The following is a 20,199-nucleotide window of genomic DNA, read 5'->3' on the forward strand; positions in this document are numbered from 1 at the left end:
CCCGCCGCCCCCCCCGCCCCCCCCCCCCCCCCCCCCCCCCCCCCCCCGCCCGCCCCCCCCCCCCCCCCCCCCCCCCCCCCCCGCCCCCCCCCCCCCCCCCCCCCCCCCCCCCCCCCCCCCCCCCGACGATCAGGTCACCTGATCACCGATGAGGGCGAGGGTGGCGGCGGGTCCGGTGCAGCCCCGGCCCGGTCGACCGTCATGATCGGACCCCGTGACACGTGACGGGGGACCCCCACCCGGGGACGCCCGGCGCGGGCCCCGGCGCGGGGGAGTGGCACGGGCAGCGACGCTCCTGATCTCCCTCACCGCCGTCAGCCAGCTCCTCGGGTTCGTCCGGGACGCCGTCATCGCCGCCGTCTTCGGTGCCGGCGCGGCGCTCGACGCCTACCTCGTCGCCCAGGGCGTCATGAACCTGGTGCTCGCGCTGGTCGCCGGCGCGCTGGCGCGGGCAGTGGTGCCCCCCGTCGCCCGTGCGGTGGCCGCGGACGACGGCCCGCGGGCCGATCGCACGGTGCGCACGGTGCTGACCCTCGGCACGCTGGTGCTCGTCGCCGGTTCGGTGCTGATGTTCCTGGCCGCCGAGCAGGTGGTCGCGGTGCTGGCCCCCGGCTTCGACGAGGCGACAGCAGCGCTGACCGTCGAGCTCACCCGCATCGTGCTCATCGCCGCCGTCTTCATCGCCGCCACGGACATCCTCGCGGCCGCCTGCCAGGCCCACGGCCGCTTCTTCGCCTCCGGGCTGCAGGGCGTCCCCTTCAACCTCGTCATGATCGGCGCGGCGCTCTGGGCTGGCGCGCGTTTCGGGATCGAGGCGCTCGCGGTCGGCTTCGTCGTCGGCTCCGCCGTCCGCATGCTCGTCCAGCTCCCTGCCGTCCGCGCCGCCGGCATGCGGCTGCGGCCCCGGCTGGCCCTGCGCGATCCGGACGTCCGCGAGGTGCTCCGGCTGACCCCGCCCCTGCTGGTCGGCAGCGCGGTCCTCAACGTCAACACGCTCGTGGACCGGGCCGTCGGCTCGGCGCAGGGGGAGGGCGTCATCACCGCGCTGAGCCTCGGCTTCCGCGTGATCCACCTCGTCGACGCGCTGCTCGTCGCGACGGTCGTGGCCGCGCTGTACCCGACGTTCAGCGCCGTGGGCGCACCCGACCGCCGGGCCGACCTGCGCGCCCTCGTGGACCGCACGTCACGGCTGCTCGTCGCCCTGCTGGTCCCCGTGGTCGCCGCGCTGGTCGTGCTGGCCCGGCCGGTCGTCCAGTTCCTGTACGGCCGGGGCGACTTCGACCAGGCCGCGGTGACGGCGACGGCCACCGCCGTCGCCTTCTCGGCCGCGGCGGTCCTCGGCATCGCGCTCCGGTCCACCACCGCTCGGGCCAGCCTGGCGGTCGGGGACAGCCGGACCCCCACGGTCGTCGCCGTGGCCGCCATGGTCGTCAACGTCGTCGGCGACCTCACCCTGGGGGTCGCCTTCGGCATCGCGGGCCTGGCGGCGTCGACGAGCCTGTCCCTGCTGCTGGCGGCGGCGCTCGCCGTGGCCCTCCTCGCGCGCCGGCACGCCGCTGTCACCCCGCGGGCACTGGTGGGGACGGTCGCGCGCACCTCCGCGGCGGCAGCCGCCGGGGGGCTCGCCGCCACGGCCGTGCTCGCGGGGTGGGCGGGCGAGCCGGCGGACACGCTGACCGCGGCCGGTCAGATCGTCTCGGGAGGCCTCGTCGGGGCCGCCGTCTACGCCGCCGCCCTGGCCGCGCTGCGCGGGCCGGAGCTGGGCGAGCTGCGCGACCTCGCACGCCGCCGTCTGCGGCGCCCGGTCTCCTGAGCCGCCCACCGACCTCCCCCCGTGCGGGCGAGCGGGACGGTGCGCCCACCCGCAGCCCGACCCGACCTCATAGGGTTGCGCGATGCCTTCTGCCGGTCGCGCGCTCGTGCTCACGTCGAGCCGGGACCGCGGGGCACTGGCGGCCGTCCGCGCGCTCGACCGGGCCGGCTGGCACGTCGGCGTCGGGTCGCCCGACGCGGGTGGCATGGTCGCCGCCTCCCGCTCCAGCCGGCGGACCCACCACGTACCCCGCCCGCGTGGGCACATGGACGACTTCGTGGCGGCGGTCCGGCGCGCCGTCGCCGGGGGCGGGTACGACGTCGTCTTCGGCAGCGGCGATGACTGGATGGCGGCCCTGGCGGTCAGCGCGGGATCGGTACCCGCAGTGGTCGTCCACCCGCCGGCCGAGGTCGCCCTGGCCGCGCTCGACAAGGCCGAGCTGGCGCAGCGCGCCACCGACGCGGGGCTGCCCTCCCCCCGCACGGAGCTGGCGACCCCGGCCGCGCTCGCCGGCTGGACCGGACCGGTCGTGGTGAAGTGCCGCGCCCACTGGCAGCCGGGTCTGCGGCAGCGGCTGCGCATCGAGGCGCGCCGCTACCCCGATGTCGAGCAGGCACGGCCCCGGGTCCGGCTCCTGCAGGACGCGGGCTTCGAGGCGGTGCTGCAGGAACCCGTCGACGGGGAGCTGGAGGCGCTGGTCGGGCTGCTGCACGAGGGCCGGCTCCACGGGCGCGTCCAGCAACGCGCGCTGCGGCTGTGGCCGACGCCGAGCGGGGTCACCAGCCGCGCCGTCACCGTGCCGGTCGACGAGGAGCTCGCCGCCGGTGCGACCCGGCTGCTGACCGGGCTGGGCTGGTCGGGGCTCGTGCAGCTGCAGTTCCTGCGCGACGATGACGGTGGCCTGCGGCTGATCGACCTCAACGGCCGGTTCTTCGGGTCGATGGCCCTGTCGACCGCGGCCGGGCCCAACCTCCCGGACGCCTGGGCACGGCAGGCGCTCGGGCTGCCGCTGCCGCCGCTGCCCGACGGGACCGCCGGGGTGCGCTACCTCTGGACGGCGGGCGACTTGCGGCGGGCCGCGGCCGAGCGCCGGGGTGGACTGCTCGCCGACGGCGCCTCGGTCCTGCGCTGGTTCCCGGGCGCCGTCTCCAGCGTCTGGGACGTCCGCGACCCGGGGCCGACCCTGGCCCTCGCCGCCGAGCGTGTGCGGCGGCGCCGGGTCTGATCCCGGCCCGGGCGTCAGCCGCGGCGGCGGGTCTCCGGGAAGAGCAGGTCGACGAAGCGCTCCGCGGTCGGCTGGGGCTCGTGGTTGGCCAGCCCCGGCCGTTCGTTGGCCTCGATGAACACGTAGTCGGGCCCGCCGACGTCGGGCACGAGGAAGTCGATCCCCGTCACCGGGATGTCCAGCGCCGTGGCGGCGCGCACCGCGGCATCGGCGATCTCCGGGTGCAGCCGGTCGGTGACGTCCTCGATCGTGCCCCCGGTGTGCAGGTTCGCCGTCCGCCGCACCTGGATCCGCTCGCCGTTGCGCGGGACGTCGTCCATGTCGTAGCCGGCCGCGGCGATGACCTCGACGGTGGTGTCGTCCAGCGGGATCCGTGACTCGCCACCGGTCGCCCGCTCCCGGCGGCGGCTGGTGGAGCGGACCAGGTCGGCGACGGTGCTCCGGCCGTCGCCGATGATCTCCGCGGGCCGCCGGACCGCGGCCGCGACCACCTCCCGGTCGATGACGACCACCCGCAGGTCCTGGCCGGGCACCAGCTCCTCCACGAGGACGTCGGGGCAGAACTGGGCCGCGTGGTGGACGGCGCGCTGCAGGGCGGCGTCCCCCTTGACCCCGACGGTGATGCCCTTGCCCTGCTCTCCCCGCGCGGGCTTGACGACGACGGCGTCCACCTCGCGCAGCAGGGCGGAGGCGGCCGCCAGGTCCTCCGCGGTGGCGCGGGCGCCCCGGGCCACCCGGACCCCCGCCCGCTCCATGATGCGGCGGGTGACGCGCTTGTCGTCGCAGCGGCTCATCGCGACCGCGGTGGTGAACTCCGAGAGCGACTCGCGGGTGAGCACGGTCCGGCCACCGACCGACAGCCGCATCTCGCCCCACTCGGCGTCGGTGACCTCCACCCGGATGCCCCGGCGCAGCGCCTCCTCGGCGATGATCAGCGCGTAGGGGTTCAGGTTCTCCAGGCCGGGGGGCCGGGCGGCGAACAGCGGCGTGTTGATCGGGTTCTTCCGCTTGACGCAGACCGCCGACACCCGGGTGAACCCGAGCTTGCGGTAGAGCGCGATGGCGCCGCTGTTGTCGTGCATGACGGAGAGGTCGAGGTAGGAACGGCCACGGCCGACGTAGCGCTCGGCGAGCACCCGCACCAGCGCCTCACCCGTCCCGGGCGGGGCGTCCTGGTTGTGCACGGCCAGGCACCACAGGCTGGTGCCGCCCTCGGGGTCGTCGAAGGCCAGGACGTGGTCGACCCCGGTGACCGTGCCGACGATGGCGCCCGTCCGCCGGTCCTCGGCCACCAGGTACGTGAAGCAGCGCGTGCGGTGGTTGCGCCACATGACGTCGGCGTCGCCCACGACCATGCCGTTGAGCGCGTAGATCTCGTTGATCCGGTCCATGTCCGCGCGCGAGGTCGCGGTGCGGACGAACACCCCCCGGATCAGCTCGTGCCGCGCCCGGTAGCGGTGCAGGTCCAGCCGGTAGGTGTAGCTCGGGTCGATGAACAGCTCGTCGGGTGCGAGCCCCACCAGCACGTGCGGGTCCCGGGGGTAGATGCAGATGTCGCGCTCGCCGGTCTCCTCGGCGCGCAGCGCGTCGACGATGCCCTCCAGGTCGGAGAAGGTCTGGCCGTAGACCAGCCGCCCCCACCCCATGTCGAGCACGACGTCGGACTGCATGCCCTGCAGCTGGTGCTCCGACGGCTCCCGCCACGAGTGGTCGGTCAGCGCGGGCGTGCTGGCCACCGCAGTCCGGCGTCGGTGGCCGGCGAGCCGGGGTGCCATGGTCATCTCCCTCAGACCGAGTGCGTCTGCAGCCACAGCTCCAGCAGGCCCAGCTGCCAGAGCTTATTCCCGCGCAACGGGGTCAGCTCGCCGTTCGGGTCGGCGAGCAGCTCCCGCACGTACTCGGGACGGAACAGCCCGCGGTCCCGGGCCGCATCGCTGGAGAGGGCGTCCCGCACCAGGTCCAGCACCTTGCCCTGCAGGTGGGTGATCGCGGGCACGGGGAAGTAGCCCTTGGGCCGGTCGATGACCTCCGGCGGGATGATGCGCCGTCCGATGGCCTTGAGGATGCCCTTGCCGCCGTCGGCCAGCTTCAGCTCCGGCGGGCAGAGGGCCGCGAGCTCCACGAGGTCGTGGTCGAGGAACGGCACCCGGGCCTCCAGGCCCCAGGCCATGGACATGTTGTCCACCCGCTTCACCGGGTCGTCGACGAGCATGACCTCGCTGTCCAGCCGCAGCGCGGCGTCGACGGCCGTCTCGGCCCCGGGCGCGGACATGTGCTCGCGCACGAAGGCCAGGCTCGGGTCCTGGTCGAGCGCGTACCGGCCGGAGACCACGTGCCGCATCTGCGCATGGTCGCGGTCGAAGAAGGCCTTCGCGTAGGTGCGCACCGCCTCGTCGCGGTCCACGCCGGCCAGCGGCGGGTACCAGTGGTAACCGGCGAAGACCTCGTCGGCACCCTGGCCCGACTGCACCACCCGGATCGACTGGCTGACCCGTTCCGAGAGGAGGTCGAAGGCGACGACGTCGTGGCTGACCATCGGCTCGGCCATGGCACCGATGGCGTGCCCGAGCGAGCCGGCCAGTTCGTCGGAGCCGACGCGGATGCGGTGGTGGTCGGTGGCGAAGCGCTCGGCGATGACGTCGGAGTACTGGAACTCGTCGCCCTCGCGGCCACCGACGGACTCGAAGCCGATGGAGTAGGTGGCCAGCCCGGTCTGGCCCTCCTGGGCCAGCAGGCCGACGATCAGGCTCGAGTCCAGCCCGCCGGAGAGCAGCACGCCGACCGGGATGTCCGCGACCAGGCGGCGCCGGACGGCGACCCGCAGCGCCTCCTCGATCGCGTCCTCCCAGTCGCGAGCGGACCAGTTCGCGTGCTCGGGACGGCGCTCGTAGGTGGCCTCCCAGTAGCGGTGCTCGCGGCTGGTGCCGTCGGGCTCGATGACCCGGACGGTGGCCGGCGGCAGCTTGCGCACGCCGTTGAGGATCGTCCGGGGCGCGGGGACCACGGCGTGCCAGGTCAGGTAGTGGTGCAGGGCGACCGGGTCGACGGAGGTGTCGACCTCACCGGCGCGCAGCAGGGCCGGGAGGGTCGAGGCGAACCGCAGCCGCTTGCCCGGCGTCTCGGAGAGGTACAGGGGCTTGATGCCCAGCCGGTCGCGCGCCATGACCACCCGGCCGGTGTCCCGCTCGGCGATGACGAAGGCGAACATGCCGTGCAGGTGCGAGACGACGTCGGTGCCCCAGTGGTGGTAGCCCTTGAGGATCACCTCGGTGTCGCTGTGCGAGAAGAACCGGTAGCCGTGGCCCTCGAGCTCGGCCCGCAGCTCCTGGTAGTCGTAGATGCAGCCGTTGAAGACCGCGGTCAGGCCCAGCTCGTTGTCGACCATCGGCTGGGACCCGCAGGTGGTGAGGTCGATGACCGAGAGCCGGCGGTGCCCGAAGGTGATCCGCCCGTTGCTCCAGAAGCCCTGGCCGTCCGGACCGCGGGGGACCAGGGACTCGACCATGCGGGTGACCGCTGTCGTGTCGGCCATCGAACCGTCGAACGTGATCTCGCCACTGAGGCCGCACATGCAAGATGATCTAACCCCTCTCGGCGGAAATCCGCTCGTCGAGACTCCCCCGGGCGGGGCGGTCGTGGCGCACCTCACGCGCGGTTCCACGTGGAACGACGAAGCAGGAGCCGCCGTCCCGACCGCCGCATCCTGGCTCACCTGACGGGGTCCTGGCTCACCGTCCACCGTGAGCCAGGACCCCGGACGATCAGGTCACCTGATCAACAGCGGGGCGGCGATCCCGGCGACGGTGGGCTCAACTCCACGGGACCGCGACCCGCCGCCCACCGAGGTCGTGGACGTCCACCTCGACGTCGAACACCTTCCGCAGCAGCTCCGGGGTCATCAGCTCGGCGGTGGGCCCGGCGGCGACGAGGTGGCCGTCGCGCATCGCGACGATGCGATCGGAGTAGGCCGAGGCGACGTTCACGTCGTGCACCACGAGGACGACGGTGCGGCCCAGCTCGTCGGCCATGCCCCGGAGCATCCGCATCATCTGGACGGCGTGCCGCATGTCCAGGTTGTTCAGCGGCTCGTCGAGCAGCACGTAGTCGGTGCCCTGGCACATCACCATCGCGACGTACGCGCGCTGGCGCTGCCCACCGGAGAGCTGGTCCAGGTGCCGATCGGCCAACGGGCCGAGCTCGAACCAGTCCAGCGCCTCGTCGATGCGCGCGCGGTCCTCGGCGGTCAGCCGCCCACCCGAGTGCGGGAAGCGGCCGAAGGCGACGAGCTCGCGGACGGTCAGCCGCACGGTCATCGAGTTCTCCTGGCGCAGCACCGCCAGCCGGCGGGCCAGCACCGGGCCCGGCGTCCGGGCGACGTCCATGCCGTCGACGAGCACCCGGCCGCTGTCGGGGGGCAGCAGCCGCGCCGCGACCGACAGCAGCGTCGACTTGCCCGCGCCGTTGGCGCCGATCAGCGAGGTGATGCCGCCGGCGGGGACGGTCAGCGAGACGTCGTCGACCACACGGGTGCCGCCGTAGGACTTGCAGACGCTCTCGATCTCGATCACTGGCCGTGCTCCCTCACTGACGGGGCTCCCGGACGAGGAGGGCGATGAAGACGATCCCGCCCACGAAGTTGATGACGATGCTCAGCGCCGAGTTGAAACCGAACACCCGCTCGAGCACCAGCTGGCCGCCCACCAGGGCGAGCACCGCGAGCAGCGCCGCCCCGGGCAGCACCCAGGCGTGCCGGTGGGTGCCCAGCAGCTGGCGGGCGAGGTTCGCCACGAGCAGCCCCAGGAACGTCACCGGGCCGACGAGCGCCGTGGCGACGCCCACGAGCACCGCCACCGCCAGCAGCGCCCGGTTGACCACCCGCCGGTGCTCGACGCCCAGGCCGATCGCGGTGTCACGGCCGAGCGCGACGACGTCCAGCCGGGGGAGCAGCCGCCACACCGCGACCGTGACCAGCCCGACGACCACGGCCGACAGCGTCAGCAGCCGCACGTCGACGGAGTTGAAGCTGGCGAACATCAGGTCCTGCAGCGTGAGGAACTCGTTGGGGTCGATGAGCCGGGAGACCAGCAGCGTGAGGCTGAGGAAGAGGCCGCCGAGCACCACGCCGAGCAGCACCAGGACGTACACGTCGCGCGCGGTGCGCCCGAACAGGAGGCGGTAGAGGCCCGCGCCGAAGGCGACCAGCACGACGACCTCGACCAGGAACCGCAGCCGCGGGTCGGTCGAGGTGACCGTCGAGGCGCCGAGCAGGAAGACGCCGAGGGTCTGGATCAGCACGAAGAGCCGGTCGAACCCCATGATCTCGGGGGTGAGGATCCGGTTGTTCGCGACCGTCTGGAACAGCACGGTCGACACCGCGATCGCCACCCCGACCACGACCATCGCCGCGACCCGCCGGCCGCGCATCTGCAGCGCGAAGCTCCAGGACCCGCTCACCCCGACGGTCAGGAAGGCGGCGACGGCGACGACGGCGAGCACCGCCAGCACGACCAGCGTGCGACGCCGGCGGGTCGCCTGCTGCGCCGCGGTCGGTGACCCGGTGCGGTCCAGGACGCTCACGAGACCCCCCGGCTGCGCGCCCGCAGCAGCAGCGCGATGAACAGCACCCCGCCGATGACCCCGCCGACCATGCCGACGGGGACCTCGTAGGGGTAGCGGATGATCCGGCCGAGGACGTCGCAGACCAGCACGAAGGCCGCTCCCGTCAGGGCCGTCACCGGCAGCACGCGGCGCAGGTTGTCCCCCATCGCCAGCGTGACGATGTTGGGGACGACGAGGCCCAGGAACGGGATGTTGCCCACGGTCACCACCACGATGGCGGTCACCACCGAGGCGATGGCCAGCCCGGTCGTGACCACCTTCGTGTACGAGACGCCCAGGTTGATCGCGAAGCTCTCGCCCATGCCGGCCGCGGAGAACCGGTCGGCGAAGAGGTAGGCCACCACGGTCGCGGCCAGCACCAGGTACAGCAGCTCGTAGCGGCCCGACAGCACGCCGGAGAAGTCGCCGTTCATCCAGGCGTCGATGGACTGCAGCAGGTCGAACCGGTACGCGAGGAAGGCCGCGGCGGCGCTGACCACGCCACCGAGCAGGATGCCGACGAGCGGCACCACGAGGATGTCGGTGAGCACCATGCGGCGCAGCAGCCAGACGAAGAAGAAGGTGCCGGCCAGCGAGAACACCGTCGCGATCGTCATCTTGCCGAGCAGCGAGGCGCCGCCGAACCACAGCGTGGCGACGACCAGCCCCAGCCCCACCCACTCGGTGGTGCCGGCGGTCTGCGGCGAGACGAACCGGTTGCGGGTCAGCGACATCATCACCAGGCCCGCCACCGCCGTCGCCGAGCCGGCCAGCAGGATCGCCAGCAGCCGGGGCACCCGGCTGGTGAGGAACACCCGCGCCTGCGCCTCGTCGGGGTCGAGGAGGTCCAGCGGCGTGAGGTCACTGACCCCGATGAACAGCGAGCCGAACGAGGCGGCGGCCAGCAGCAGGAGCGCCACCGCGATGTGCCACCGTTGCACGCCGCGCGGAGAGAGCGTGCCGGTCATGCTCGTCGTGTCACTCGACGCTGGTCGCGATCTCCTCGACCATCGCCTCCACCGACGGCAGCCCGTTCGGCGTGAGGTACCAGTCGGTCGAGTCGAGGTAGTAGACGGCGTCGTCCTGCCACGCCGTCGTGCTGCGGACCAGGTCGTTGTCCAGCACCTGCTCGGCCGCCTCGCCGGCCTCGCCGATGGCGGCGTCCCGGTCGATGACGTAGAGGATGTCCGGGTTGGTCTCGGCGATGAACTCGAAGGAGATCGCGTCACCGTGGGTGGCGTCGCTGACGTTCTCGTCGGCCGGGGCCACGCCCAGGACGTCGTGGATCAGCCCCCCGAACCGCGAGCCGGGGCCGTAGGCGCTGACCTCGCCGGCGGTGGTGAGGACGATCAGGCCCGTGCCCGCGCCCTCGGCCGCCTCGGCGACCTCGGCCGTCCGCGCGTCGAGCGCCTCGAGGCGCTCGGCCACCGCGTCCTCCTCGCCGAAGACCTCGGCGAGGGCGGTGGTGCGCTCGGTGAAGGACTCCAGGAAGTTCGTGTTGTCCACGCTGAGATCGATGGTCGGCGCGATCTGCTCGAGCTCGGGGTACACCGCGGCCGACCGGCCACCGACGATGATCAGGTCGGGCCCGAGGGCGTTGACGGCCTCGTAGTCGGGCTCGAACAGCGAGCCGACCTTCGCGTACTCGTCGCCCCCGTACTGGCTCAGGGACTCGGGGTAGGCGGCCTCCGGCACGCCGTCGACCTCGACGCCGAGGCTGTCCAGCGTGGCCAGGCTGCCCAGGTCGAACACCACGACCGTCTCGGGGTCGACCGGCACGGTGGTCTCGCCCTGCGCGTGGGTGACCGTGACCTCGGCGGAGCCCCCGGTCGACGCGGTCTCGGCCTCGGTGTCGTCGCCGCCGCAGGCCGACAGCGCCAGGACGGCGGAGAGGGGCAGGGCGAGGGCGGCGAGCGGCCGGGCGCTGGTACGCATGGGTCTCCGATCACGACAAAGGTCAGGCACGCCTTAGTTAGGCGGGCCTAAGGTGTCATACCGGTCCCGGATGGTCACCAGCGGGGGGGCACACGGGCCCCCGATCCCGGGGGACGGACGGCCCGGCGGGAGGATGAACCCCGTGCCGGCACCCGATCTCTCCCGCGGAGGGCTGCGGTGACGCCCGTCCTCGTCGTCGCCGCCACCGTCGTCGCCGTGGTCGTGGTCGTGCTGGGACTCGCTTCCAGCGCCGCCGGCCGGCGGATCGGCGTCCTGCACCTGGCCGGGGCGGGCCTGTTGGAGGCGCTGCTCGTGGTGCAGGCCGTGCTCGCGTTCGCACGGATGGAGAACGGCACGCCCGCCGACACCCCGACGTTCCTGGGCTACCTGTTCGGCGTGCTGCTCATCCCCGTCGCCGGCGTGCTGTGGGCACAGGCGGAGCGCACCCGCTGGGCGGGCACCGTCCTGGCGGTCGCGGCGGCCGCCGTCGCCGTCATGCTCTGGCGCCTGCTGCAGCTGTGGGAGGCCACCGGTGCGTGAGCGCGGGCTCGGCCGCCCCGCGGAGCCGGCCGCGACGGGGACCACCGCCGGACCGGCGCGCGTGCTGGTGCTGGTCTACGGGATCTTCGCCCTCGCGGCCGGGGCCCGCGCGGGGGTGCAGCTGGCCACCCGGTTCGACGAGGCTCCCCTGGCATACCTGCTGTCGGCGTTCGCGGCGGCGGTCTACGCGGTGGCCACCGTGGGCCTCGCCCGCGGGGGGCGCGGCGGCCGACGAACCGCGCTGGCCGCCATCGTCGTCGAGCTGGTCGGCGTCCTTGTCGTGGGCACCCTGTCGGTGGCCGACCCAGCGGCCTTCCCCGACGAGACGGTGTGGTCCGGCTACGGCCGGGGCTACGGCTACGTGCCGCTCGTGCTGCCCGTCCTCGGGCTGGCGCTGCTGGCGCGGCGCCGACGGCCGGCCCGGTGACCGGCGGGCCGGCTCGGAGGTCACCGCCGAGCCGGCCCGGGGAACCGCGGTCAGTCCCCGCCGCTGCGCAGCAGGCCGTAGGCGCCACGGTGGAAGAGCAGCGGACGGCGGTCGGGCGCCGCACCCAGGTCGAGCACCCGAGCGACGGCGATCGTGTGGTCGCCGCCGTCGTACTCGGCCCACAGCTCCCCGTCGATCCAGGCCACGACGTCGTCGAGCACCGGCGAGCCCTGCGGGCTGGGCGTCCACGGGACCCCGGCGAACTTGTCGGCGCTGGACCGGGCGAAGTTCTGCGAGACGGCGTCCTGCCCCTCGGCCAGCACGTTCACGCAGAACCGGCCGATCTCCCGCAGCCGGGCCCAGGTGCGCGAGGTGCGGGCCGGGGCGAGGGCAACGAGCGGCGGGTCCAGTGACAGCGAGCTGAACGACTGGCAGGTGAAGCCGATCGGCCCGTCGGGGGTGTCCGCGGTGACCACGGTGACCCCGGAGGCGAAGTGCCCGAGCACGTCCCGCATCACCCGGGGATCGACGATCCGCGGCGGCTCGGAGACCGCGTCGGCCGGCATCAGCGGGCTCCGCCGGAGCGCGGGACCGACCGGCCGCCGGCGCGGTACAGCGAGCTCGGCAGCTCGTGGCCCACGGCCTGCTCGGTGACCCGGGCAGCGTCCAGCAGCGCGTCGAGGTCCAGGCCGGTGCGCACCCCGGACTCCTCCAGCATGTAGACCAGCTCCTCGGTCGCGATGTTGCCGCTGGCGCCCGGGGCGAACGGGCAGCCGCCCAGCCCGCCGACCGACGCGTCCAGCTGGGTGACCCCGGCCTGCACGGCGGCCAGCGCGTTGGCCTGGCCGGTACCCCGGGTGTCGTGGAAGTGCACGCCGACGGGGACGCCCGGGCAGGCCCGGCGGACCGCGTCGAGGAGGGTGACCACCCGCAGCGGCGTCGTCGTCCCGATGGTGTCACCGAGGCAGAGCTGGTCGGCGCCGGCGGTGACGGCGGCGCGGGCGACGTCGACGGTGCGGGCCACCGGGGTGCGGCCGTCGAACGGGCAGTCCCAGGCGGTGGCGATGATGACCTCGAGCGAGCCACCGGCGCCATGGGCCAGCGCGGCGATCTCGCCCACCGCGGCGACGGCCTCGGCGGTGCCGCGCCCGGCGTTGGCGCGGCTGTGGCCGTCGGAGGCCGAGACGACGTACTCGAGGTCGGCGACGCCGGCGTCCACCGCCCGGACGGCACCGCGCGGGTTGGCGACCAGGGCCGACCAGTGCACCCCCGGCCACCTCGCCAGCTCGGCGGCGACCTGATCGGCGTCGGCGAGCGCGGGCACGGCCTTCGGGGACACGAACGACGTCGCCTCGATCCGGCGGACGCCGGTGGCGACCAGCGCCTCCAGCATCGCCAGCTTGCCGGCCAGCGGCACGGGTGCCTCCAGCTGCAGCCCGTCGCGCATACCCACCTCGCGGACGTCGACCGAGCTGGGCAGCACCAGGTCGAACTCGTTCATCTGCGTCTCCTCGGCACCGGCAACGTTGCTCCCCCCGCATCCTCCCCCTCCGCCCTGTCGTTCCCCCGATCAGGCGTCTCGGAACGGCGACAGGCGGCCCGGCCAGCGAACCGTCGTCCCCGTCGCGCAAGATGGAGGTGGCACTGGAGGTGTGCAGTGGGCGAGGTGGCGGACGCGCTGCCCCCGGCGGATCGGCGGAGTGTCTTCGCCAACGCGCCGATGGGGATCGCCTTGACGACCCCTGGCGGCCTCCTCGTCGACGTCAACCCCGCACTCGCGGAGATGGTCGGCCGCTCCGCCGAGGAGCTGCACGGGCGCTCGGTGATGGACCTGGTCCACCCCGACGCCGTCGCGGCTGCCCAGGAGGCGCACGGCGTCCTCACCGCCGAGCCCGGCCGACCGATGCGGCACGAGACCCGGCTCACCCGGGCCGACGGCTCGCACATCCCGGTGCAGATCACCGCGTCCTGGGTGCCCGAGACGCCCGACGGGCAGGCGGCGCACCTGGTGCTGATCGTGGAAGACATCACCGAGCGCAAGGCGCTCGAGGCACAGCTGGTGCACCGCTCTCTGCACGACCCCCTCACCGGCCTGCCCAACCGGCTGCTCTTCCAGGACCGGCTGCGGCACGCGCTCGACCGGGGCCGTCGCGAGAAGACCCCCACCTGCGTGCTGATCATCGACCTCGACGGCTTCAAGGCGATCAACGACGAGCTCGGCCACCCGATGGGTGACCTGGTCCTCGTCTCCTTCGCCGACCGGCTCCGCTCGGTCCTGCGGGCCAGCGACACCGCGGCCCGCCTGGGCGGGGACGAGTTCAGCATCGTCTGCGAGAACACCGAGCGCCGCGACGCCGAGGCCCTGGCCGACCGGCTGCGCACCACGGTCACCGAGCCGCTCGACCTCGACGGCACCCGGGTGCCCGTGGGGATCAGCATCGGCATCGGCACGGCCAGGGGCGGCGAGGAGCCGGAAGAGGTCTACGAGCGGGTCGTGCGGGCCGCCGACGACGACATGTACGCCGACAAGGCGCGCCGCCGCCGGGCCGGCCGCCGCCGCTGACCTGCGTCCGGCCGCCGGACGTGCAGGACGGCGGGGCCCTTGCCGGGCCCCGCCGTCCGCGTCGGGGGGTGCTGGATCAGTCGGAGGTGCAGGCGGCGCCGTTGAGGGTGAACAGCCAGGGCTCGCTGACCGGCGAACCGTTCAGGTGCCCGATGAACCCGAGGCTGATCTGCTTCCCAGGCCTGATCAGCCGGTTCCAGCGCAGATCCGCGACCTCGACGGCGGCACCCTGCTGGGTGGCCGTGCCGCCCAGCACGTTCCGGATCGTCTCCCGCTCGTGGAAGGCCCACTCCAGCTCCCAGCCCTCGATGGGCACCGAGCCGGTGTTCCTGATCCGGATGCGGGTGTTGAAGTCGTCGTGCCGCGTGCCGTGGGCGGTGTAGGAGACGTGGCACGTCGGGGCGGCGACCGGCGGATCGGCCAGTGCGATGAGCTCACGGGCCTGCTCCGGGAACCACTGCCCGGCAGCGGGGTCGGCGACCTGGTCGGCCGGGTGGGGAACCGCCGAGCCGCGGTAGCAGGCGCCGTCGGACTCACCGGGCACCTTGATCCACAGGTAGGCGTCGATCAGCGGGTTCCCGGTGTCGGTGGTCGGGGTCAGGCCCAGACCGCGGCCCGGCGGGTTGCACCAGTCCAGCGGACTGGGGAAGTCGGCCGGCGGGGTCCAGCTGCCCTGCCCGTTGCGGCTGGTGTCGATGACGAAGTGCGCCTGCTCGGCCGGGTTCCGGGTCATGCCCGTGTCGGCGTACGCCTGGTCGTAGGCGGCGTCGCTGAGGCCCCAGGTGGAGAGGTCGGCCGGGTCCGCCGGGTAGTACTGGCTGGCGCACCAGGCCGGCTCCCACCAGCTGCCCAGGGAGAGGTTGATGCAGTCGGAGACCCAGGTGCCGTACTTCTGGAGCCGCTCGGTGGCGACGTAGTTGGAGGCGTTCAGGAAGAAGCCGTCGGCGTCGGCCACCCCGGCCTTGATCAGCCGGTCGGTGATCTCGCCGACGCCCAGCCAGCCGCTGTGCGTGCCGTCGAGGTAGACCGCCGTCGCCGGCAGCGCGCCGAGCGCGTCGACGGCGTAGTTGAGCATCTCGAACCGCTCCGCCGCGGCCGTCTCGGCATCGACCTCCTCGGGCTGGCACCACTCCTGCGTGCCCTCCAGCGTGGTGTAGTGCGGGATGATGCCGAGGCCGTCGGGCTCGAGGATCACCGTGGCCTCCGCAGCCCCGATCCCGGCGGCGAAGCCGTCGATCCAGGACTTGTACTCCGCGACGCCCCTGGCGCCGCCGGCCGAGTACTGGGCGCAGTCCCGGAAGGGGACGTTGTAGGCCACGAGCACGGGCACCGCATCCGCGCTCTGCGCCGCGCCGACCACCTCGGCGACGGCCGCCGACACCTCCGCGGGGGTGCCCTTGGTGAACCAGTCGGCCGACGGGAAGCTGCCCAGCAACTGGGCGTCGGCCCGGGCCTGGCCGACGAGCCCCTGGGCGGCCTCCAGCGTCGTGCTCTCCGGATTGACGAAGATCTCGGTGCCGGGCTCCAGTACGTCCTCGGCGGCCGCTGTGCCCATGCCGGCGCCGACCAGCGAGAGAGTGGCGGCCGCCACCGTCGCCGCGGCGCGCCTCGTCCTCGAGGCAGCAGTCATCTCGTGTCCCCTCCGTGCGGTGGCCGGAACGTCCGATCCGGGCTCCCGGGACGCCGGCTGTGACGTGCACCACCGTGGGAGCGCTCTCACCGTGGGCCTCCGGAGCCCCGGTGTCAAGACTCCGGATCGGCGGCCGCGGGCACGCCGCGCGGGACACGCCGGAGGCCAGCGCGTGGCGAGTCGCCGAGCGGCCGGCCTCCCGGCGGGGAGGTCGGCTCACCCGGCCGTCCGCCGCGGGGCGGACCAGCCGCTGGGGATCAGCTGCGGGGAGGCTCAGCCCAGGGCGCGGCCCACCGCGACGGCGCGGGTGTCGGGCGCCGCCACCCGGGCGGCGTCGGCCTCCTGGTCGCCCAGCTCGGTCTGCGAACGGCGCTCCGCCTCCACCCGCGCGGTGTAGCTGGCCACCTCGTTGGCGATCCGCTGCTCGTCCCAGCCCAGCACGTCGGCGACCGCACGGGCGACCGGTTCGGCGCACACCACACCGCGGTGGGCGGTCTCGATGGAGATGCGCGTCCGGCGGGCCAGCAGGTCGTCCAGGTGCAGCGCCGCCTCGTGCCCGGCGGCCCACACCATCTCGACCATGAGGTACTCCTCGGCTCCGGGCACCGGGTCCAGCAGCTCGGGTCGGCCGTCGGCCAGCGCGAGCACGTCCGGGGTCAGCGACCCGAACCGCTTCAGCAGGTGTTCGGCGCGGAACCGGGGGATGTCCCACCGCCGGGAGAGGCCGTCGAGGGAGTTGAGCATCGCGGCGTAGCCCTCGGCACCCACCAGCGGGATGTTCTCCGTGACGCTCGGGGGCACCGTCCGGCTCACGTCCACCGCCACGGCGTCCACCGCGTCCGCGGCCATCGGGCGGTACGTCGTGTACTTGCCGCCGGCCACCGCGATCACGCCGGGCATGGGGCGGGCGACGGCGTGCTCGCGGGAGAGCTGGCTGGTCGACTCGCTCTCGCCCGAGAGCAACGGGCGCAGGCCGGCGTAGACGCCGGTGATGTCGTCGTGGGTGATCGGCACCGACAGAACCTCGTTGACCCGCTCGAGGATGTAGTCGATGTCGGCCTTGCTGGCCGCCGGGTGCGCCTTGTCCAGCGCCCAGTCGGTGTCGGTCGTCCCGATGATCCAGTGGCTGCCCCAGGGGATCACGAACAGCACCGACTTCTCCGTGCGCAGGATCAGCCCGGTCTCCCCGTTGATCCGGTCGCGGGGGACGACCACGTGCACGCCCTTGCTGGCCCGCACGTGGAACCGCCCGCGCCCGCCGACCAGCGTCTGGATGTCGTCGGTCCACACACCGGTGGCGTTGACCACCACCTCGCTCCTGACGTCGACCTCCCGGCCGGTCTCCACGTCCCGCACCCGGGCCCCCACGACCCGGCCGCCGGCGTGGGCGAAGGAGACCACCTCGGCGGAGTTCAGCACGGTGGCCCCGTACGCCGCCGCGGTGCGGGCCACGGTGAGCGTGTGCCGGGCGTCGTCGGCCTGGGCGTCGAAGTAGCGGATGGCGCCGACGAGGTAGTCCGGCTTGAGCGCCGGGAACAGCCGCCGGGCGCCGGTGCGGGTGAGGTGCTTCTGCGCCGGCATCGGGTCGGCGAGCGCGCCGAGCCGGGCCAGCCCGTCGTAGAGGGTCAGCCCCGCCGCGACGTAGGGCCGCTCCCAGTGGTGGGTCAGCGGGTACAGGAAGGGCACCGGCCGGACCAGGTGCGGGGCGAGCCGGTTGACCGACAGGTCACGCTCGTGCAGCGCCTCCCGGACCAGGCCGAAGTCGAGCTGTTCCAGGTAGCGCAGACCCCCGTGGAACAGCTTCGAGGAGCGGGAGGAGGTGCCGCTGGCGAAGTCGCGGGCCTCGACCAGGGCCGTGCGCAGACCGCGGGTGGCGGCGTCCAGCGCCACCCCGGCCCCGGTCACCCCGCCGCCGACGACGAGGACCTCGAAGCCCTCCTCCGCGAGCTCGGCCCAGGCCTGGGCGCGCTGCTCCGGCCCGAGCGGGCGTACTGCCGTCATCTGCACTCCCCGGGGGATGCCCGCCCACCGGACGGGAACGCGCTGGGAGGTGCCCGGGCACCGGTGCACCTCCGTGTCACTGCTCTCCGCCGCGGGCAGGCGTCCTCCGCCACCCCCGGCTACCGGCCACGGTAGGTCGACCCCGGACGCCCGTCGACGTGCGGCGTCCTACATCGTCGCACCGGAAGAGGGAACGACAGCGTCCCGGATGCCCTACCGTCGGGCGCCATGCCGGGCACCGTGCAGTCCATCGAGCGGGCCGCGGCGATCCTGCAGGTGATCGCCGGGGCGCGGAACGCACTCGGGGTCACCGAGATCGCCGAGACCGTCGGGCTGGCCAAGACCACCACCCACGGCCTGCTGCGCACGTTGCTGCACGTGGGGTTCGTGGCGCAGGACCGGGCGACCGGCCGGTACAGCATCGGCCCGGGCCTGCTGCGGCTGGGGAGTTCCCTGGACGTCAACGAGCTCCGCGCGCGCGCATCGAACTGGGCCGACGCACTCGCCGCCCGCAGCGGGCACACGGTGCGGCTGGCCACGCTCGCCGGCGAGGACGAGGTGGTCGTCGTCCACCACGTCTTCCGGCCCGACGACTCGGCCCAGGTGCTCGAGGTGGGGGTCGCGCTGCCCGCGCGGACGACGGGACTGGGCAAGGTCCTCCTGGCGCACGCGCTCGAGCCCCGGCCGGCGCGGACCGCCACCGGGAACCGCGCCGCCGGGCTGGCCGAGGTGCGGACCCGCGGCTGGGCGGCCGACCGGGGGGAGCACGAGCCCGGCCGCGGGTGCATCGCCGCCCCCGTCCGGGGGCCCGGCGGGCCGGTCGTGGCCGCGCTGGGCGTGAACGGCCCCGTGACCTCGTTGTTCGACGGCCGTGGCGCGCCCCGGAGCCTGCTCCTCGGCATGGTCACCGATGCGGCCACCGCCGTCTCCCGGGAGCTGGGGTACGGCGGTGCCTGACCGGTACGTCCTCGCCGTGGACCAGGGGACGACGTCGACCCGCTCCCTGGTCTTCGACCGCGGTGGGCGCATGGTCGCCGTCCGGCAGCGGGAGCACCGGCAGTACTTCCCCCGCCCGGGATGGGTCGAGCACGACCCGATGGAGATCTGGGCGAACACCCGGTGGACCGCTGACCAGGTGCTGGCCGACGTCGGTGGTGCGGGCACCGTGGTCGCCCTCGGCATCGCCAACCAGCGGGAGACCACCGTCGTCTGGGACCGGGCCACCGGCCGGCCCGTGCTGCGGGCCCTGGTCTGGCAGGACACCCGGACGGCGGACCTGGTCGCCGAGCTCGGCGCGCGCCCGGAGGCACCGCTGGTGCCCGAGCGCAGCGGCATGGCGATCGCCGGCTACTTCTCCGGGCCGCGGCTGCGCTGGATCCTCGAGCACGTGCCCCGCGCCCGGGAACGGGCGGAGCGCGGGGAGCTGCTGTTCGGGACGATGGAGACCTGGCTCATCTGGAACCTCACCGGCGGGCCGGACGGTGGCCTGCACGTCACCGACGTGACCAATGCCAGCCGCACCCTGCTGATGGACGTCCGCGCCTGCCGCTGGGACCCGGACCTGCTGGACTTCTTCGGCATCCCCGCCCCGATGCTCCCGGAGATCCGGCCCTCGGTCGGCGTGCTCGGCCCGGCGACCGCGCTCGCGCAGCCGTTGCCCATCGCCGGGGCGCTCGGCGACCAGCAGGCGGCGCTGTTCGGGCAGGCGTGCTTCGCGCCGGGGGAGGCCAAGTGCACCTACGGCACCGGGAGCTTCCTGCTGCAGAACACCGGCACGGAACTGGTGCGCACGCGCTCGGGCTCGATCAGCACGGTGGCGTACCAGCTGGCCGGGGAGCCGCCCCGGTACGCGCTGGAGGGATCGGTGGCCGTCGCCGGCGCGCTGGTGCAGTGGCTGCGCGACGGGCTCGGGCTGATCGGCACCGCGCCGGAGGTCGAGACGCTGGCCCGCACGGTGGAGGACAACGGCGGCTGCTACGTCGTCCCCGCGTTCTCCGGCCTGCTGGCCCCGCACTGGCGGGGCGAGGCCCGCGGGCTGGTGGCCGGGCTGACCTCCTACGTCACCAAGGGGCACCTGGCCCGGGCGGTGCTGGAGGCCACCGGCTGGCAGACCCGGGACGTGATCCAGGCGATGGCGGCCGACTCGGGGCTGTCGCTGCCGGCGCTGCGGGTGGACGGCGGGATGACCACCAACAACCTGCTGATGCAGTTCATCGCCGACGTGCTGGACACCCCGGTGGTGCGCCCGATGGTCGGGGAGACCGTGTCGCTCGGTGCCGCGTACGCCGCGGGTCTGGCGGTCGGGGTCTGGTCCGACGTCGCCGCGCTGCGCCGCAACTGGCACCGCGCGGCGCAGTGGACGCCGTCGCCCGGGCGGGCGCAGGCGCTGACCGCGGAGTACCCGCGCTGGGAGCGCGCGGTGCAGCTCAGCATCGCGTGGGGCGCGCCGTGATCGTCACCGTCCGAT

Annotated in this window: 17 protein-coding genes; 7 read left to right on the forward strand and 10 right to left on the reverse strand. The window is 74.1% G+C overall.

All coding sequences use genetic code 11. The features are described from left to right. The first annotated feature begins 274 nt into the window (after nucleotides 1-274). Both murJ and ACI79Q_RS13435 read left to right on the forward strand, forming a co-directional pair. Nucleotides 275-1,813 (forward strand): murein biosynthesis integral membrane protein MurJ, encoded by a 1,539-nt coding sequence (gene murJ, locus ACI79Q_RS13430; protein WP_456614837.1) that lies wholly within the window; start codon nucleotides 275-277, stop codon nucleotides 1,811-1,813. 82 nt (nucleotides 1,814-1,895) lie between these two features. Next, nucleotides 1,896-3,038, forward strand: a complete 1,143-nt coding sequence (locus ACI79Q_RS13435) for an ATP-grasp domain-containing protein (RefSeq protein ID WP_456600267.1) — start codon at nucleotides 1,896-1,898, stop codon at nucleotides 3,036-3,038. Nucleotides 3,039-3,052: 14 nt separating this feature from the next. Here ACI79Q_RS13435 and ngg read toward each other — a convergent pair whose 3' ends face one another. The 6 genes from ngg to ACI79Q_RS13465 all read right to left on the reverse strand — a co-directional run bounded on the left by ngg (nucleotide 3,053) and on the right by ACI79Q_RS13465 (nucleotide 10,571). Further along, nucleotides 3,053-4,813 (reverse strand): N-acetylglutaminylglutamine synthetase, encoded by a 1,761-nt coding sequence (gene ngg, locus ACI79Q_RS13440; RefSeq protein WP_456590144.1) that lies wholly within the window; start codon nucleotides 4,811-4,813, stop codon nucleotides 3,053-3,055. A gap of 11 nt (nucleotides 4,814-4,824) precedes the next feature. Further along, nucleotides 4,825-6,609, reverse strand: a complete 1,785-nt coding sequence (locus ACI79Q_RS13445) for an N-acetylglutaminylglutamine amidotransferase (RefSeq protein WP_456590143.1) — start codon at nucleotides 6,607-6,609, stop codon at nucleotides 4,825-4,827. Between the two features lie 238 nt (nucleotides 6,610-6,847). Then, nucleotides 6,848-7,606 carry an iron ABC transporter ATP-binding protein gene (locus ACI79Q_RS13450; RefSeq protein ID WP_456589659.1) on the reverse strand — a complete coding sequence of 253 codons (759 nt, stop codon included), beginning with the start codon at nucleotides 7,604-7,606 and terminating at the stop codon, nucleotides 6,848-6,850. 13 nt (nucleotides 7,607-7,619) lie between these two features. Next, a complete protein-coding gene (locus ACI79Q_RS13455; protein ID WP_456595958.1) occupies nucleotides 7,620-8,615 on the reverse strand; it encodes an iron chelate uptake ABC transporter family permease subunit in 996 nt (331 codons plus the stop codon). After that, the gene (locus tag ACI79Q_RS13460) at nucleotides 8,612-9,604 is read right to left on the reverse strand and encodes an ABC transporter permease (RefSeq protein WP_456589657.1); all 993 of its coding nucleotides are present in this window, start codon (nucleotides 9,602-9,604) and stop codon (nucleotides 8,612-8,614) included. Before ACI79Q_RS13460 ends, ACI79Q_RS13455 begins: the two co-directional genes overlap by 4 nt. A gap of 10 nt (nucleotides 9,605-9,614) precedes the next feature. After that, a complete protein-coding gene (locus ACI79Q_RS13465) occupies nucleotides 9,615-10,571 on the reverse strand; it encodes a siderophore ABC transporter substrate-binding protein (protein WP_456614838.1) in 957 nt (318 codons plus the stop codon). A gap of 177 nt (nucleotides 10,572-10,748) precedes the next feature. Between ACI79Q_RS13465 and ACI79Q_RS13470 the strand changes: the two genes are divergently transcribed. Both ACI79Q_RS13470 and ACI79Q_RS13475 read left to right on the forward strand, forming a co-directional pair. Continuing rightward, on the forward strand, nucleotides 10,749-11,111 hold the full coding sequence (locus ACI79Q_RS13470) for a hypothetical protein (RefSeq protein WP_456589655.1): 363 nt from the start codon (nucleotides 10,749-10,751) through the stop codon (nucleotides 11,109-11,111). Continuing rightward, nucleotides 11,104-11,538, forward strand: a complete 435-nt coding sequence (locus tag ACI79Q_RS13475) for a hypothetical protein (protein WP_456589654.1) — start codon at nucleotides 11,104-11,106, stop codon at nucleotides 11,536-11,538. Before ACI79Q_RS13470 ends, ACI79Q_RS13475 begins: the two co-directional genes overlap by 8 nt. A gap of 50 nt (nucleotides 11,539-11,588) precedes the next feature. Here ACI79Q_RS13475 and ACI79Q_RS13480 read toward each other — a convergent pair whose 3' ends face one another. Both ACI79Q_RS13480 and ACI79Q_RS13485 read right to left on the reverse strand, forming a co-directional pair. Next, entirely contained in the window at nucleotides 11,589-12,104 is a 516-nt protein-coding gene (locus ACI79Q_RS13480; RefSeq protein WP_456589653.1) for a flavin reductase family protein, read from the reverse strand. Beyond that, nucleotides 12,104-13,039 carry a hydroxymethylglutaryl-CoA lyase gene (locus ACI79Q_RS13485; protein ID WP_456589652.1) on the reverse strand — a complete coding sequence of 312 codons (936 nt, stop codon included), beginning with the start codon at nucleotides 13,037-13,039 and terminating at the stop codon, nucleotides 12,104-12,106. The genes ACI79Q_RS13480 and ACI79Q_RS13485 overlap by 1 nt, the downstream gene beginning before the upstream one ends. A gap of 156 nt (nucleotides 13,040-13,195) precedes the next feature. Between ACI79Q_RS13485 and ACI79Q_RS13490 the strand changes: the two genes are divergently transcribed. Next, nucleotides 13,196-14,101 carry a GGDEF domain-containing protein gene (locus tag ACI79Q_RS13490; protein WP_456589651.1) on the forward strand — a complete coding sequence of 302 codons (906 nt, stop codon included), beginning with the start codon at nucleotides 13,196-13,198 and terminating at the stop codon, nucleotides 14,099-14,101. Nucleotides 14,102-14,177: 76 nt separating this feature from the next. On the opposite strand, the gene ACI79Q_RS13495 is transcribed toward ACI79Q_RS13490, so the two are convergent. Further along, on the reverse strand, nucleotides 14,178-15,731 hold the full coding sequence (locus ACI79Q_RS13495) for a glycoside hydrolase family 6 protein (RefSeq protein ID WP_456613281.1): 1,554 nt from the start codon (nucleotides 15,729-15,731) through the stop codon (nucleotides 14,178-14,180). Nucleotides 15,732-16,004: 273 nt separating this feature from the next. Then, on the reverse strand, nucleotides 16,005-17,732 hold the full coding sequence (locus tag ACI79Q_RS13500; protein ID WP_456613282.1) for a glycerol-3-phosphate dehydrogenase/oxidase: 1,728 nt from the start codon (nucleotides 17,730-17,732) through the stop codon (nucleotides 16,005-16,007). A gap of 228 nt (nucleotides 17,733-17,960) precedes the next feature. On the opposite strand from ACI79Q_RS13500, the gene ACI79Q_RS13505 reads away from it, so the two are divergent. Both ACI79Q_RS13505 and glpK read left to right on the forward strand, forming a co-directional pair. Then, a complete protein-coding gene (locus ACI79Q_RS13505) occupies nucleotides 17,961-18,689 on the forward strand; it encodes an IclR family transcriptional regulator (RefSeq protein WP_456589649.1) in 729 nt (242 codons plus the stop codon). Next, nucleotides 18,682-20,184 carry a glycerol kinase GlpK gene (gene glpK / locus ACI79Q_RS13510; RefSeq protein WP_456589648.1) on the forward strand — a complete coding sequence of 501 codons (1,503 nt, stop codon included), beginning with the start codon at nucleotides 18,682-18,684 and terminating at the stop codon, nucleotides 20,182-20,184. The genes ACI79Q_RS13505 and glpK overlap by 8 nt, the downstream gene beginning before the upstream one ends. Nucleotides 20,185-20,199 lie beyond the last annotated feature (15 nt).

The organism is Blastococcus sp. SYSU DS0828 (genome assembly GCF_054050975.1).